13 protein-coding genes and 1 pseudogene are annotated in these 14749 nt (G+C 71.2%); 4 read left to right on the top strand and 10 right to left on the bottom strand.

The window, feature by feature from the left end; all coding sequences use genetic code 11:
- Nucleotides 1–15: 15 nt before the first annotated feature.
- Nucleotides 16–963, top strand: a complete 948-nt coding sequence (gene era, locus BKA18_RS11975) for a GTPase Era (RefSeq protein ID WP_382974155.1) — start codon at nt 16–18, stop codon at nt 961–963.
- An 18-nt stretch (nt 964–981) separates the two neighbouring features.
- Here era and BKA18_RS11970 read toward each other — a convergent pair.
- The 4 genes and pseudogenes from BKA18_RS11970 to BKA18_RS11955 form a co-directional block, all read right to left on the bottom strand.
- A pseudogene (locus tag BKA18_RS11970) lies at nt 982–1789 on the bottom strand (MFS transporter).
- Entirely contained in the window at nt 1786–3162 is a 1377-nt protein-coding gene (locus BKA18_RS11965) for a GH1 family beta-glucosidase (protein WP_366043129.1), read from the bottom strand. Before BKA18_RS11965 ends, BKA18_RS11970 begins: the two are co-directional and overlap by 4 nt.
- A gap of 111 nt (nt 3163–3273) precedes the next feature.
- Nucleotides 3274–3540, bottom strand: a complete 267-nt coding sequence (locus BKA18_RS11960) for a protealysin inhibitor emfourin (protein WP_147245215.1) — start codon at nt 3538–3540, stop codon at nt 3274–3276.
- A gap of 158 nt (nt 3541–3698) precedes the next feature.
- Complete coding sequence (locus tag BKA18_RS11955; protein WP_366043128.1) at nt 3699–4784, bottom strand: M4 family metallopeptidase; 1086 nt, start codon at nt 4782–4784, stop codon at nt 3699–3701.
- A gap of 325 nt (nt 4785–5109) precedes the next feature.
- Between BKA18_RS11955 and leuA the strand changes: the two genes are divergently transcribed.
- From leuA to BKA18_RS11940, 3 genes are all read left to right on the top strand, one after another.
- Nucleotides 5110–6888 carry a 2-isopropylmalate synthase gene (leuA, locus tag BKA18_RS11950; RefSeq protein ID WP_366043127.1) on the top strand — a complete coding sequence of 593 codons (1779 nt, stop codon included), beginning with the start codon at nt 5110–5112 and terminating at the stop codon, nt 6886–6888.
- 215 nt (nt 6889–7103) lie between these two features.
- Nucleotides 7104–8171, top strand: coding sequence for an SGNH/GDSL hydrolase family protein (locus BKA18_RS11945; protein WP_366043126.1), 1068 nt, complete (start codon nt 7104–7106; stop codon nt 8169–8171).
- Between the two features lie 258 nt (nt 8172–8429).
- The gene (locus tag BKA18_RS11940; protein WP_366043468.1) at nt 8430–9137 is read left to right on the top strand and encodes a TerB family tellurite resistance protein; all 708 of its coding nucleotides are present in this window, start codon (nt 8430–8432) and stop codon (nt 9135–9137) included.
- A 92-nt stretch (nt 9138–9229) separates the two neighbouring features.
- On the opposite strand, the gene BKA18_RS11935 is transcribed toward BKA18_RS11940, so the two are convergent.
- The 6 genes from BKA18_RS11935 to BKA18_RS11910 are packed head-to-tail and all read right to left on the bottom strand — an operon-like array spanning nt 9230 to nt 14611.
- Entirely contained in the window at nt 9230–10465 is a 1236-nt protein-coding gene (locus tag BKA18_RS11935; protein WP_366043125.1) for a cytochrome P450 family protein, read from the bottom strand.
- Nucleotides 10381–11763: a cytochrome P450 family protein gene (locus BKA18_RS11930; protein ID WP_366043124.1), complete on the bottom strand. Its 1383-nt coding sequence runs from the start codon at nt 11761–11763 to the stop codon at nt 10381–10383. The genes BKA18_RS11935 and BKA18_RS11930 overlap by 85 nt, the downstream gene beginning before the upstream one ends.
- Nucleotides 11760–12338: a GTP-binding protein gene (locus tag BKA18_RS11925; RefSeq protein ID WP_235447198.1), complete on the bottom strand. Its 579-nt coding sequence runs from the start codon at nt 12336–12338 to the stop codon at nt 11760–11762. Before BKA18_RS11925 ends, BKA18_RS11930 begins: the two co-directional genes overlap by 4 nt.
- 28 nt (nt 12339–12366) lie before the next feature.
- Nucleotides 12367–12729 carry a DUF742 domain-containing protein gene (locus BKA18_RS11920; protein ID WP_006605714.1) on the bottom strand — a complete coding sequence of 121 codons (363 nt, stop codon included), beginning with the start codon at nt 12727–12729 and terminating at the stop codon, nt 12367–12369.
- A complete protein-coding gene (locus BKA18_RS11915) occupies nt 12726–13154 on the bottom strand; it encodes a roadblock/LC7 domain-containing protein (RefSeq protein ID WP_366043123.1) in 429 nt (142 codons plus the stop codon). Before BKA18_RS11915 ends, BKA18_RS11920 begins: the two co-directional genes overlap by 4 nt.
- 2 nt (nt 13155–13156) lie before the next feature.
- Nucleotides 13157–14611, bottom strand: a complete 1455-nt coding sequence (locus BKA18_RS11910; RefSeq protein ID WP_366043122.1) for an ATP-binding protein — start codon at nt 14609–14611, stop codon at nt 13157–13159.
- Between the last annotated feature and the right edge of the window lie 138 nt (nt 14612–14749).

The following is a 14749-nucleotide window of genomic DNA, read 5'->3' as shown; positions in this document are numbered from 1 at the left end:
CCGGGATCGGGGAGAATGGGCGCCATGAGCGTTCGTACAGAGTCCTCCGCCGCGCACCGCGCCGGCTTCGCCTGCTTCGTCGGCCGCCCCAACGCGGGCAAGTCCACCCTCACGAACGCTCTCGTCGGCACGAAGGTGGCGATCACCTCCACCCGCCCGCAGACCACCCGGCACACGGTGCGCGGCATCGTGCACCGCCCGGAGGCCCAGCTGGTCCTCGTCGACACCCCGGGGCTGCACAAGCCGCGCACCCTGCTCGGCGAGCGGCTGAACGACGTGGTCCGCACCACCTGGTCCGAGGTCGACGTCATCGGCTTCTGCCTGCCCGCCGACCAGAAGATCGGCCCCGGTGACCGCTACATCGCGGCCGAGCTGGCCGACATCAAGAAGACCCCCAAGGTCGCCATCGTCACCAAGACCGACCTGGTCGACTCCAAGGCGCTGGCCACCCAGCTGATCGCCATCGACCAGCTCGGCAAGGAGCTGGGCATCGACTGGGCCGAGATCATCCCGGTCTCGGCGGTGGGCGCCACCCAGGTGTCGCTCCTCGCGGACCTGCTCGTCCCGATGCTCCCCGAGAGCCCGCCGCTCTACCCCGAGGGCGACCTCACCGACGAGCCCGAGCAGGTCATGGTCGCCGAGCTGATCCGCGAGGCCGCGCTGGAGGGCGTGCGCGACGAGCTGCCGCACTCGATCGCGGTGGTCGTCGAGGAGATGCTGCCGCGCGAGGACCGCCCCGCCGACAAGCCGCTCCTCGACATCCACGCCAACGTCTACATCGAGCGCCCCAGCCAGAAGGGCATCATCATCGGCCCCAAGGGCAAGCGCCTGAAGGAGGTCGGCACCAAGTCCCGCAAGCACATCGAGGCACTGCTGGGCACGCCGGTCTTCCTCGATCTGCACGTCAAGGTCGCCAAGGACTGGCAACGCGACCCCAAGCAGCTGCGCAAGCTGGGCTTCTGAGCCCCGCCCGGGGGACCCCTACGGCACGCCCCGGATCCGGCGCACCAGCAGCGCCCCCAGCAGCCCGACCGCCGCGGCGGTGAAGTACAGCGTCCGGTAGCCGCCGAGGTCATGCACGAGCGGCCCGGCCAGCGCCGGGGCGGCCACCTGCGGCAGCGAGTTGGCGATGTTGAGGACGCCCATGTCCTTGCCGCGGTGGGCGGCGGCCGGCAGCACGTCCGTCATCAGCGCGAAACGGGAGGGTGCCCAGCAGTGTGCAGCCGGCACAGGCGGCATAGCCCGCGCGCACCCCGCCCGCGGCCGTCGCCAGGCCCGTACCGGCCACCACCCCGAGGATCTGCGCGGCCCCCAGCCAGCCGCCCACCGCTCCCCGCTGCCGGTGCGGCACCCGGTCGGGCACCGCCGCCGTGATCGCCGCGAACGCCGCGTTGAGGGTGAGCTGCACCAGACACCACCCCAGCGCCATCCCCGCCACCGTGCCCGCCCCGGCCAGCAGCACCAGCGCACCGGCCCCGCCCAGCACGCCCGCGAGGATCCACGGCCTGCGCCGCCCGAACCGCGAGGCCGTACGGTCCGACAGCGCCCCGGCCAGCGGGTTGCACACCATCGAGACGGCGGCCCCCAGCCCCGTCACCCAGGCCAGCACCGACTCCTTCGGCATCCCGGGCGGCGCCAGCTCCGCGGCCTGGAGGGCGAGCAGGATCTGCAGCGGCCCGTACCACCCGGCCCAGATCGCCCCGTTGGCCAGCGACAGCGCGGCGGTCCAGCCCCGCCCGACCGGCTCCGACGGCTCCGACGGCGCCGTGGGGGCCGCCGGAGCGCTCACCCCCGGGCCTGCTCCCGCAGGGCGTCCCGCAGCCAGCGGTACGAGGCCTTGGGCGTCCGCCGCAGCGTCGCGTAGTCCACGTGCACCAGCCCGAACCGCCGCGCGTACCCCTCCGCCCACTCGAAGTTGTCCAGCAGCGACCAGACGAAGTACCCGCGGACATCCACCCCGGCGTCCATGGCGGCATGCAGCGCCCGCAGATGCCCGTCCAGGAACGCGATCCGCTCCCCGTCCTCGATGCCCTCGTACGCGCACCCGTTCTCGGTGATCACGACGGGCGGCAGCCGGTCCCCGTACCGCTCCCGGAACGACACCAGCAGCTCGGTCAGCGCCTCGGGCACCACCGGCCACCCGAAGTCGGTCCGCGGGTACCCCGGGATCTCGCGGGGCGCGAAGGGCAGCTCGGGCGGCAGCCGGATCCCGCCGAAGGCGGTCGGCCCGGAACCCTCGGCCGCCGGGGCACCCACCAGCGTCGGCTGGTAGTAGTTGATCCCGTACCAGTCCAGCGGCTGCGAGATGATCTCCAGATCCTCGGCCACCGGCCCCGGCAGCAGCCCCGCCAGATCCTCGTCCGGATACCTCCCGAGCAGTACGGGCTCCGCGAACAGCCGGTTGAGCAGCAGGTCGTAGAGGTCGGCCGCCGCGGTGTCCGCCTCCGCCGCACTCGCCGGCCAGGTCGGCCCGTGGGAGTTGGCGATCCCGATGTCCCGCGCCCCCTGGGCCCGCAGCGCCTGAACCGCCAGTCCGTGCCCCAGCAGCTGGTGATGCGCCGCCGGCAGCGCCTCGAACAGCAGCTGCCGTCCCGGCGCATGCTGCCCCAACCCGTAACCCAGCAGGGTCAGTTCGGCCGGCTCGTTGAGCGTGATCCACCGCACCACCCGGTCCCCGAGCCGCCCCGCCACCACCTCCGCATACGCCGCGAAGCGCTCGGCCGTCTCCCGGACGAGCCAGCCGCCGCCCTCCTCCAGCGCCTGCGGCGTATCCCAGTGGAACAGCGTCGGTACGGGGGCGACCCCCGCCGCCAGCAGCTCGTCCACCAGCCGGTCGTAGAAGTCCAGCCCGGCCCCGTTGACCGCCCCGCTCCCGTCCGGCACCACCCGCGGCCAGGCCACCGAGAACCGGTAGGCCCCGACCCCGAGCTCCCCCAGCAGCGCCACGTCCTCCCGGTACCGGTGGTAGTGATCGGTCGCCACCCGCGGATCGGACCCGTCCTTGATCCTCCCGCCCTCCGCCGCGAACACATCCCACGCGGACCGCCCCCGCCCGTCCTCGCCCACCGCGCCCTCGATCTGCGCGGCGGACGTCGACACCCCCCACACGAAGTCACGGGGGAAGCGGGGCAGGGGCAGCGAGGGGTCCGGCACCGTCGTCATGGACGAGATCCTTGTAACCGGCGGTAACGGTGTCAAGGGTGCGGTGCTACACGGGAGTTGGGCTCAGGGCAGGCCGGTCGGCGGCCGGCGTTCCGGAGCCGGCCGTGCCGCCTACGAGCCTTCCTTCAGCACCTTGGTGATCAGCGTCCGCTGTTCCTGGGTGAGCCGCGGGTCGGAGCAGTACACCGTCCGGCCGTCGACCGTGATCTGGTAGCTGAAGCCGTCCGGGACCCCGACGGGGGGTTCGGTGCGGGCGGTGGCGACGGCCTTGTCGGCCAGGGTCCGCCAGTCCGCTGCGTCGTCGCGGCCCGAGGTGTCGATCTCGGCGCGGCGGTCGACGCCGCTGAAACCGCCGGTGCGATGGACGTGGATGCGCATAACGGGCTCCTTGGGCGTCAGACGTCTTACACGGACTTCTACCCCTCGGGGACACGGTATGCGTGGACGGGGCGGGGCGCGCGGCGGCTCTGCATGCGTGCGCGGGGCGGGGACCCGCTGCTGAGCCCCCGCCCCGCGGACCTCGTACCCGCGCCGTACTACTTGGGGGTCACGCCGACCTGGGTCCAGGCCTTGACCACGGCGTCGTGTTCGGCGGCGGCGCCGAAGCGAGCCTGGGCGGCCTTGATGGTGAGGCCGGCGAAGTCGGCGAACTGTGCGTTCTTGGCCAGCTTGCCGCCGGTCAGGACGTCGTACCAGACCTGGCCGGCCCGCTCCCAGGCCTTGCCGCCGAGCGCGGTGGCCACCAGGTAGAAGGCGTGGTTGGGGATGCCGGAGTTGATGTGCACACCGCCGTTGTCGCCGGTCGTGTGGACATAGCCCTTCATCGTGGCGGGCTGCGGGTCCTTGCCGAGGACATCGTCGTCGTACGCGGTGCCGGGGGCCTTCATCGAGCGAAGGGCCTTGCCGGTGACGTTCGGGCCGAGCAGCTCGGCGCCGACCAGCCAGTCGGCCTGGTCGGCGGTCTGGCCGAGGGCGTACTGCTTGATCAGTACGCCGAAGACATCGGAGACGGACTCGTTGAGGGCGCCGGGCTGGCCCTCGTAGTCGAGGTTGGCGGTGTACTGCGTGACGCCGTGGGTCAGCTCGTGGCCGATGACGTCGACGGGGATGGTGAAGTCCTTGAACAGGTCGTTGTCGCCGTCGCCGAAGACCATCCGCTCGCCGTCCCAGAAGGCGTTGTCGTAGCGCTGGCCGTAGTGGACGGTGGCGTTGAGCGGCAGGCCGGCGCCGTCGATGGACTTGCGGCCGTAGACCTTGAGGTAGAGCTCGAAGGTGGCGCCGAGGCCGGCGTGCGCGCGGTTGACGGAGGCGTCCTTGACGGGGCCGTCCGACTCCGAGTGCACCTTGTGGCCGGGCAGGGTCGCCTGGTGGCGGGCGTCGTAGATGGTGCGGTTCGGCTTGGCGGCGGCGGCTTCGGGATCGCCGGGGGTGAGGTCGCGGGCGGCGATCTCGCGGCGCTGGGCACGCCGTGCGTGGTCGTGCTCCAGGGTGCGGCGGGCGGGCTCGTGCCGGGCCGGGTCGTCGGACTGGGCGAGGTTGTCGAGGATGTGCGGCGGGATGATCGTGCAGAAGACGGGCGAGCCGCAGTCGGCCGGTTCTGACGTCGCGTTGTTGAGGTCCATGAACAAACGGTGGCACTGTGTAATGCAACTGTCACTGCCCGCGGCTGAAATTCCCGGAAAAGTGTGGTTAGTCGCATTTATGCCCTAAGGGTCGTCCCGTCCCGCATACTGATACGCCACCGCCATGCAGGGCGGACCTCGGCTAGGGTGCTGTGCATTATGCGTTTCGGGCTGCTTCTCCTTAGCTGCCGCGGCGAGGGCCTGTAGTCGTAGGCCGACCCCCTCCCCGCGGAGTTCGGTGTTGCGATCTTGTCGCCCCGTCGGCCCCCTCCTGACTCCCCGCGAGCAGAGGGACCCCAGCGGAATACGAGGAGCCCCACGCACCATGTCGAATCCGTCGAACCCCGCAGATCATGCCGTCGGCCGCCGCACCCCGGTGACGAACGCGACGCAGCTGCAGCGGGACTCCGGCATGCCGGTCCACAAGTACAGCCGCTACGAAGCGGTGGACATCCCGGACCGCACCTGGCCGGACAACCGCATCACCGTCGCGCCCCGCTGGCTGTCGACCGACCTGCGGGACGGCAACCAGGCGCTGATCGACCCGATGTCGCCGGCCCGCAAGCGCGAGATGTTCGATCTGCTGGTGCGCATGGGCTACAAGGAGATCGAGGTCGGCTTCCCCTCCTCCGGTGAGACCGACTTCGCCTTCGTACGCTCCATCATCGAAGAGGGCGCGATCCCCGAGGACGTGACGATCTCCGTCCTGACGCAGGCCCGCGAGGAGCTGATCGAGCGGACCGTCGAGTCGCTGCGCGGCGCCCACCGCGCCACGGTGCACCTCTACAACGCCACCGCCCCGGTCTTCCGCCGGGTCGTCTTCCGTGGTTCGAAGGACCAGGTCAAGCAGATCGCCGTGGACGGCACCCGGCTGGTCATGGAGTACGCCGACAAGATCCTCGGCGACGAGACGATCTTCGGCTACCAGTACAGCCCGGAGATCTTCACCGACACCGAGCTGGACTTCGCGCTGGAGGTCTGCGAGGCGGTGATGGACGTCTGGCAGCCCGAGGAGGGCCGCGAGATCATCCTGAACCTGCCCGCCACCGTGGAGCGTTCGACGCCGTCCACGCACGCCGACCGCTTCGAGTGGATGTCGCGCCACCTGTCCCGGCGCGAGCACGTATGCCTGTCGGTGCACCCGCACAACGACCGGGGCACCGCGGTCGCCGCCGCCGAGCTGGCGGTCATGGCGGGCGCGGACCGGATCGAGGGCTGCCTGTTCGGGCAGGGCGAGCGCACCGGCAACGTCGACCTGGTGACGCTGGGCATGAACCTGTTCTCCCAGGGCGTCGACCCGCAGATCGACTTCTCGCAGATCGACGAGATCCGTCGCACCAGCGAGTACTGCAATCAGATGGAGATCCACCCGCGCCACCCCTACGCGGGCGATCTGGTCTACACCGCCTTCTCCGGCTCCCACCAGGACGCCATCAAGAAGGGCTTCGACGCCATGGAGGCCGAGGCCACCGCCGCCGGCAAGACCGTGGACGACATCGAGTGGGCGGTTCCGTACCTGCCCATCGACCCGAAGGACGTCGGCCGCTCCTACGAGGCGGTCATCCGCGTCAACTCGCAGTCCGGCAAGGGCGGTATCGCCTACGTCCTGAAGAACGACCACAAGCTGGACCTGCCGCGCCGGATGCAGATCGAGTTCTCCCGGATCATTCAGGAGAAGACCGACAGCGAGGGCGGCGAGGTCACGCCCGCGGCCATCTGGTCCACCTTCCAGGACGAGTACCTGCCCACGCCGGACAACGCCTGGGGCCGGATCGCGCTGCGCTCCGCCCAGTCCTCGACCACGACCGAGGGCTCGGACGCGCTCACCGTCGAGGCGGTCGTCAACGGCGCGGACACCGTGCTGACCGGTACCGGCAACGGTCCGCTGGCTGCGTTCATCGACTCGCTGGCCGCGATCGACACGGACGTGCGCGTCCTGGACTACGTCGAGCACACCATGAGCGAGGGCGCCGGCGCCCAGGCCGCCGCGTATGTCGAGTGCGCGATCGGCGACAAGGTGCTGTGGGGCGTCGGTATCGACGCCAACATCGTCCGCGCCTCGATCAAGGCGGTCGCCTCGGCGGTCAACCGCGCCTCGCGCTGACCCGACGGGACGGTCCCAACTCACGGATCCGAGCACGGAGTTGCTCGCCGCGCCCCCGCAGCTCTCACCGGGCTGCGGGGGTGCGCCGTTGTGCGGCGCCGCCACCTGAAGGTGGGGTTTGAAACCTCCTGTTGTAACTCTGCGTAATTGAGTTGGTACTTTTGGTGATGAGCGCCGGTCGGACAGGCCGCGGCGCGCACACCAAGGACGTGCAGATGACCAGATTTCGCATGCCCGCACTCTCCCGGCTGGCGCTGGCGGGAGCCGCCGCTCTCGCCGTGGTGGCCTCGGCCCTCGCACCAGCGGTGACCGGAGCCCCGGCCGGGGCGGCCGACCGCCCGGAATACGTGGCGCTCGGCGACTCCTACAGCGCCGGTGTGTTCGTCCGCCCCTGGGACGCCGGCGACGGCTGCGGCCGCTCGTACCGCAACTACCCGCACCAGGTGGCAGAGCGGTTCGGTTACCGGCTCAGGGACGTGACCTGCGGGGCGGCCGAGGTCGTCGACGGGATTCTGGAGCCCCAGCCGTCCGACAAGATCCTCGGCCCGCCCACGATCCCGCCCGAGGGGGGCTGGCCCGAGCTGCCCCCGCAGCTGGAGGCGCTGTCCTCGGATACCGACTTCGTCACCGTCGGCATCGGTGGCAACTCCCTCGGATTCGGGCCCGTGTTGGCCAAGTGCCTCGAACTCGGGCTCACCCAGCCCCTGAAGACCAAGCCCTGTACCGACTACTACACCGGCAGCGGGGCGGGGGCGGGCTGGCTCCAGGACCGCTTCGTCCAGCTCGATGCCGACTTCGGCCGCATGATGACGGCGATCCACGCCGCCGCGCCGCACGCCAAGGTCGTCGTCGTCGGCTATCCGGCCATCGTTCCGGACACCTCCGGCTGCACCTTCCTGCACTGGAACCAGCTCGGCAGCATCAAGAAGGGCGATATGCCCTGGCTGGACGGGCTCGAGGTGCGTATGAACGACCTGCTGCACCGACACGCCGACCACCAGGACGCGACCTATGCCGACACCTACGGGCCGAGCGTGGGGCACGGGGTCTGCCAGAGCGGGGACGCGAAGTGGATGTACGGGATCAGGGACAACCTCACCGGTGACGGCGACCAGACCGACCCGCCGACCGAGCTGTGCAACAACATCCCCGGCACCGGCGAGGCCTGCACCCTGGTCCACCCCAACGCCCGCGGACTGGACAATCAGGCCCGGGAAGTGGCCAAGGTCCTCCACCACAGCGGGGGGACGCCGGCCGGGCTGTTGACGGCCCCGCAAGGCTGACGCCGCCGGAGCGCTGCTGACCCCCTACGGCCGGCGACCTCGGCCGATGAGCCGCGGCCGGGTCTCTCCAGGACGCCGCCGGGCCCCGCCCCGCCCCTACGGAGCGGGGCCGGGCCCTTCGCCATCCGGCCAGTTGTCCGATACGAGGTGCTGACGCCACATCACACATGTGGCTAACATCACGTCCCATACGGCGACGGGGCCATGGGTGCCTCCCGTGCTGTGAGGGCTACGGGGCAGTTACGGAGGGCTGACGTGATGCTCAAGATGTGTGTGATGGGCGTGCGCACGTCCTGGCGTACCGTCGCCGACGGCGAGTTCTTCTGTCCGGACTGCGGCGGGGACCGCAACTACCTCCGCCGGACCGGCCGCCGCCGGCTCACCGTCCTCGGCGTCCCGCTGCTCTCCCGCGGCGCCGCCGGACCCGTCCTGGAGTGCTCCGCCTGCCGCGGCCACTTCGGCCCGGACGCCCTCGACCACCCCACCACCATCCGGTTCTCCGCGATGCTCAGGGACGCCGTCCACACCCTCACCCTGGCGCTGCTGGCGGCCGGCGGCACCTCCTCGCGCGCGGTCCGCGAGACCGCCGTCGCCACGGTCCGCGCGGCCGGCTTCGCCGACTGCTCCGAGGACCAGCTGCTGACCCTGCTCGCCGCGCTCGCCGCCGACACCGGCCGGGTGACCGGGAGTTACGACGGGGCGACCACCGGCCTCTGTGCCCACCAGGGCATGGACCCGTGCGGCACCGCGCTGGCCATAGAGCTCCACGAGACGCTGGAGCCGCTGGCCCCGCACCTTGCCCCGGCGGGCCGCGAGGCGCTGCTCCTCCAGGGCGCCCGTATCGCGCTCGCCGACGGCGCCTACACGCCCGCGGAGCGCGAGGTGCTCAGCACCGTCGGCAGTGCGCTGATGCTCCGCCCCGCCGATACCCACCGCTTGCTGGCGGCGGCGCGTACGCCGTCCTGAGCCTGCCCACACAAGCGCCCCGGCGACGGAATGCCGGCGAAGGCGACGACCCCGCCACCCGAAGCGGGTGACGGGGTCGGGTACCGGCCGGTTCAGGCAGCGGTCAGCCGTACCGGCAGACTGCGCAGCCCGCCCGAGATGAAGCCGAACGTCGCCTCCAACTCCTCGGCCGGGACGGCCAGTTGGATCTCGGGGAAGCGGGTGAACAGGGCCGGGAGGGCGATCCGGGCCTCCATCCGGGCCAGGGGGGCGCCCAGGCAGTGGTGGACGCCGTGGCCGAAGGCGAGGTGCTCCGGGTCGGTGCGCCGGATGTCGAAGTCGGCGGCGGTGTCCCCGTGGAAGACGGGGTCGCGGCCGGCCGCGGCGTATCCCGGCAGGATCGCCTCGCCCTTGCGGATGGTGGGGCCGCCCGGGATGTCGATGTCCTCGACGGCGAAGCGCAGCGGCAGGCTGGCGATGCTGGGGGCCCAGCGGAGGGTCTCCTCGATGACGTCCTTCCAGGAGACCTGGCCCGAGCGCACCAGCTGGAGCTGGTCGGGGTGGGTGAGCAGGGCATGGACGGCATTGCCCAGCAGGTCGACGGTGGTCTCATGGCCGGCACCGATGACCAGCAGCAGGGTGTCGAGCAGCTCCTGCTCGGTCATCCGCTGGCCCTCGTCGTCCCGGGCGGAGACCAGCAGGCTCGTCAGGTCCTCGCCCGGGTTCGCGCGCTTGTCCGCGACCAGTTCGCTGAGCAGGGCGAACACGCCCGCGGCCGTGGCAGCGGTCTGTTCCGGGGTGGCCGTGGTGTCCATGATGGCCGCGACGTGACGGGCGAGTTCGGCGCGCGGTGCGCCGTCCGGGAAGCCGAACAGCTCGCAGATGACCTGCATGGGCAGCGGGTGGTTGAAGCGCTCCCGCAGATCCAGGGGCTCGCCCGCCGGGTGGGCGGCGAGGTCGGCCAGTAAGGCCTGCGTGATGCTCTCCACCCGCGGGAGGATGGCCTCGGTGCGGCGGGCGGTGAACGCCGGGGCGATCAGCTTGCGCAGCCGCCGGTGGTCGGCACCGTACGCGGTGAACATGTTGGTGACGCCGATCCAGGACTGCAGCCAGCTGGTGCGGACCTCCTCGCGCTGCCAGGCCGGCCAGTGGTCCCGGGGGTTCTTGGAGACCCGGTCGTCGGTCAGCAGCTGCTTGAGCAGGGTGTGGCTGGTCACCGTCCAGGCCTCGATGCCGCCCGGCAGCTCGATCCGGGCCACCGGGCCTAGCGCGCGGAGGCGGGCTGCCTCTCCGTGGATGTCGCTTCCGACCGCGTCGATGACGTAGGGCCGCTGTCCCTGTTGTGCCATGGAGTTGCTCCTGCCTGGTCGGGGGTGATGGGCGTGAAGCGGGCCGGCAGCGCCACCAGCGCCCGGTGGAACGCGCCGTTGCGCCACTGCAGCGTGGAGGTGTCCACGGCCAGTTCGATGTCGGAGAGCCAGGCGGTGAGCCGCTCGATCGCGGTGGTGGCGATCAGCAGCGCATGCCGCTTCACGGGGCAGGCGTGCGGACCGGCCGCCCAGGCCAGGTGCGAGCCGCCGCCCGAGCCGGGACCCGTCTGCCCGGTGGTGTCGAACTGGCTGTTGGCGGCCGCGTACGACACCATCACCAGCTGGCCCTTGCGCACCCAGGTGCCGTGGAAGAAGACGTCACGGACCGGGAAGTGGGCGGAGTAGTTGGTCAGCGGCGGGTCGTTCCACAGCACCTCGTTGATCGCGTCGTGCGCGGTGAGCGCGCCGCCGGTCAGGGTGTTGTAGTAGCGGTCGTCGGAGAGCATCCGCGCCAGCGCGTTGCCGATGAGGTTGGCGAGCGGCTCGTTGCCCGCGCCCATCGTGAGGATGATGTTGTGGATCAGTTCCTCGTCGTTCAGCCCGTTGGCGTGGTCCATGAACCAGGAGGTCAGGTCCGGCCCGCGCTGCGCCTTCTTCGCGCCCACCAGCTCCATGATGTAGGTGGTGAACGCGTCGTTGGCGGCGGCGGCCTCCTCGGGGGAGTTGCCGTCCAGCATGCCCGCGATGGCCGCGATCAGCCGCTCGCTGTACGAATCCGGCAGCCCGAAGAGGTTGTTGAACATCAACAGCGGGATCAGCCGCGCATAGTCGGCCATCAGATCGACCTCGCCGTGCGCACCGAACCGCTGGATCAGCATGTCCGCGGCGTGGTGGACGCGGGCCCGCAGCTCATGCGGCTCGACGAGCTTGAAGCTGTCGACGATGACGTCCCGGTAGCGGACGTGCGCAGGACCGTCCGCGTAGAAGACGTTGGGGCGCCACATCAGCATCGGCATGACGGGGGAGTCCGGCGGGACGGTCGTCATCCATTCCCGGGAGTCCTTGGACCAGGTGGCGTCGTCGTGCAGCAGATCGAGCGCCGCCCGGTAGTCGGTGACCAGCATCGCGGTCACCTCCGGTGCGATCTCGACCGGTGCCAGCGCGCCGTACTGGCGCAACTGCGCATAGATACGGCGCGGATCGGCGGCGAAGTCCGGTCCGTAGAGCTTCACCGGCGTCTGGGCGTCGGGCTGCGCGGGCGGGTACTGCTGCGGAGGGGCGGCGTGCGCCGGGCAGCCCGGTGGCGGCGCGGCTCCCGGCTGGTGCGGGGAAGTCACGGGTTCGGGTTCTCCTCGGGGGTGTGGGCCAGGACGTGCCCGACGAGCGCGATCAGCGCGTCGACGGACTGCTCCCGGTCGCGGGCATCGCACATCACCAGGGGGGTGTCGGGGTGCAGATCGAGCGCCTCGCGGAGCTTGTCTGCGTCGTAGTGGGGCGCGTCGGGGAAGGTGTTGACGGCGACCGCGTAGCGCAGCCCGGCCTCCTCGACGATGTCCATCACCTCGAAGGAGTCCGCCAGCCGGCGGGTGTCGGCGAGGACCAGCGCGCCCAGCGCACCGCGGGCGATGTCCTGCCACAGGGGCCGGAAACGTTTCTGCCCGGGTGTGCCGAACAGGTACAGCACCAGGTCCCCGGGCAGCGTCAGCCGTCCGAAGTCGATGGCGACGGTGGTGGTGGTCTTCTCCCGGACACCGGCGAGATCGTCGACACCGGCGCCGGTCTGGGTCATGACCTCCTCGGTGTGCAGCGGCGGGGTTTCGGACAACGCCCGGATGAGCGTGGTCTTGCCGACCCCGAACGGTCCCGCGACCAGCAGTTTGACCAGGGTCTGGTGCTCGCCGGAGAGGTACATGTTGCCGGTGCCCGCGGCCGTGTCGGCGCTAGCACTTGAGAGAGCGGAGTCCATCGAGAACCCTCTCCAGGATCTGTCGGTCGAATTGCTCGGCTTCGGGGATGGGGGGCCGGGCGTGCAGCCGCCCGGCGTCGACGAGATCGGCCACCAGCACCTTCACCACGCTCACGGGGAGGTGAAGGTGGGCGGCGACCTCGGCCAGAGACAGCGCCCCGGGCTGCAGCAGCTCCAGGATGCGCTGCTCCTCCGGGCGTACCTCACTGGTGATCGGCATCCCCACGCCGTGCAGCAGGGTCAGCCGGTCGAGGGTGTTGCGGCTCGGCCGGGCGCGTCCGCCGGTCGCCAGATAGGCCGGTACGAGGCGCCTGCCGCTGCTCTGGCGTGGTGTCATGCCGGGGTACCGAGGTCCCGGGCCCGGCTGTTCATGACCTTGTTGCCCAGCGTCGTGACCTGGACCTGCATGTGGTGTGCGACGACGCCCATGTTCACCTCCGGGCCGGCGAAGACGGCCAGGCAGGTGTTCTCGCCGGCCGGTATCGCAAAGACGAAACCCTCATCGGACTCGATGACCGTCTGCCGCAGCCTGGTGTCGTCCTTCTCGGCGAACGCGGCGGTGACGGCACGACCCGCGCCCTGGAGCGCGGACATCATGGCGGCGACCCCCTCGGCGGAGTCCCGCTTCAGCCCCGGCGAGGAGCCCTCGATGAAGCCGTCGCCGGAAATGACGGCCGCGTGGATAACATGCGGCAACTCCAGGAGGGGCGTGAGCACCCAGGACTTGTCCTCGGCGACACGGCGGCGGGTGGGGCTGTTCATGATTAAGCGTTCCCTTCGGGACTGCGAGGGGGTTCTGACTGGACGGCTGCCCGGCCGGATTCGGTGCCGCGCTGGAGTGCGGCCCAGCGGGACCCGGTCTCCTCCGGGGAGCGCGGGGGCGGCGAGGCGGTGCGCTCGGCGCTCTCCTCGCTCTCGGATACGGGCTTACGGCGGCGCCGGCGCGGGAGTTCGCCCTCCGCCTGGACGGGCGGCGCGGCCTCGGACCGGTCGTCCCGCCGCGGAGCCGGAGCCGCCGCTGCGGCAGGGGCGGCCGGTGCGGACGGGGCGGGCGCGGCGGCCGCAGGGGACGCGGTGCCGGTCGGCAGCACGGACGCGGACCGGTCCGGCACCCCCGAACGGTGCGGCATCGGCGCCATCACCGACATGGGCTGGGCGCTCTCGTCGAGGACGGTGAGCAGGGGGTCACCCGGGATGTACACGACCGCGCGCACGCCACCGTACGGCGACGGCTCGACGTGCACACCGAAGCCGTACTGGCGCACCAGCTGACCGGCGGCGGCGAAGCCGGACCGCGGCGGGTCACCGAGCTGGGTCAGCAGCACGTCCTCGTCGCCCGCCAGCAGCTCCATCGCGGCCTTGATCTCGTCGTCGTGCATGCCGACGCCGTAGTCGTCGACGAGGACCGACGCGCCGCGGTTGCCCTGCTGAAGGGTGAGGATGACCGGAAGCTCACGGTGCGAGTGGTGCAGCGCGTTCGCCAGCAGCTCGGTGACGACGATCGCGACCGGCTCGACGGCCCGCGCGACGACGGCGACCGGGTCGCGCAGCTGGTTGCTGATCTGTACGCGCTCGTAGCCGCGCAGCCGGGAGGTGGCGCCGACGACCAGCTCGGCGAGGTAGGAGTCCTCACGGGTCAGCCCCGGCCAGGCGCCGCACACGACGCCGGTGGCCTGGACCCTTCGCAGCGCCTGCTCGTTGAGGAAGTCGGCGTTCAGCAGGTCCTGGGCGACGTCCGGGTCGTCGTAGCGGTGCTGCATCTCCTGCAGCGCCGTCTGGAGCTGGTAGAGCAGCGCCTGAATGGTGGTGGTCGCCCCGCGCAGCGTGGACTGCGCGGCGGCGTCGACCCGCGCCCGCTCCCTGGTGATGGCGTCGCTGACCTGCTCCAGTACGGCGCACAGCGCCCGGTCGGCGTCCGTCCCGGCGAACCGGGCGTCCATCAGCCCCGGTACGGGCACATGCGGGTGCGCCAGCGCCATCGTCAGATCGGGGAGCCGGGTTTCGGCCAGGTGCCGGATCTCGGCCTCGGTGGCGCGCAGCCGGGCCGTCAGCTCCGTATTGCTGTGGAGCGTGGCGCTGTTCTGTTCCTCAGCGGCGGTGAGACGTGATCTCAGGTCCGCGCGCTGGCCGCGCGCCCGGATCGAGAGCGCCGCCAGGACCACGGCGGCGGCCGTACCTGCGCTGAGGCACCACAACAGCGCCTCCGGTATGGATGTCATCGAGATCCTCAAGTGGGGTACTGACGGGGTCGGCCGGCCTGCACGGGCGTCGTGTTGCCGATCATCACGGGATGCTACCGGGGAGTTGACGTGCCGTGAGGGGCACTTCCCCGGGGGGACTGAGAAGCGCGGAAGGTC

The organism is Streptomyces auratus, from assembly GCF_050433025.1.
Classification (GTDB): Bacteria; Actinomycetota; Actinomycetes; order Streptomycetales; family Streptomycetaceae; genus Streptomyces; species Streptomyces sioyaensis.
The sequence above is the reverse complement of the archived record's forward strand: the minus strand, read 5'-3'. Positions and strand labels throughout refer to the sequence as shown.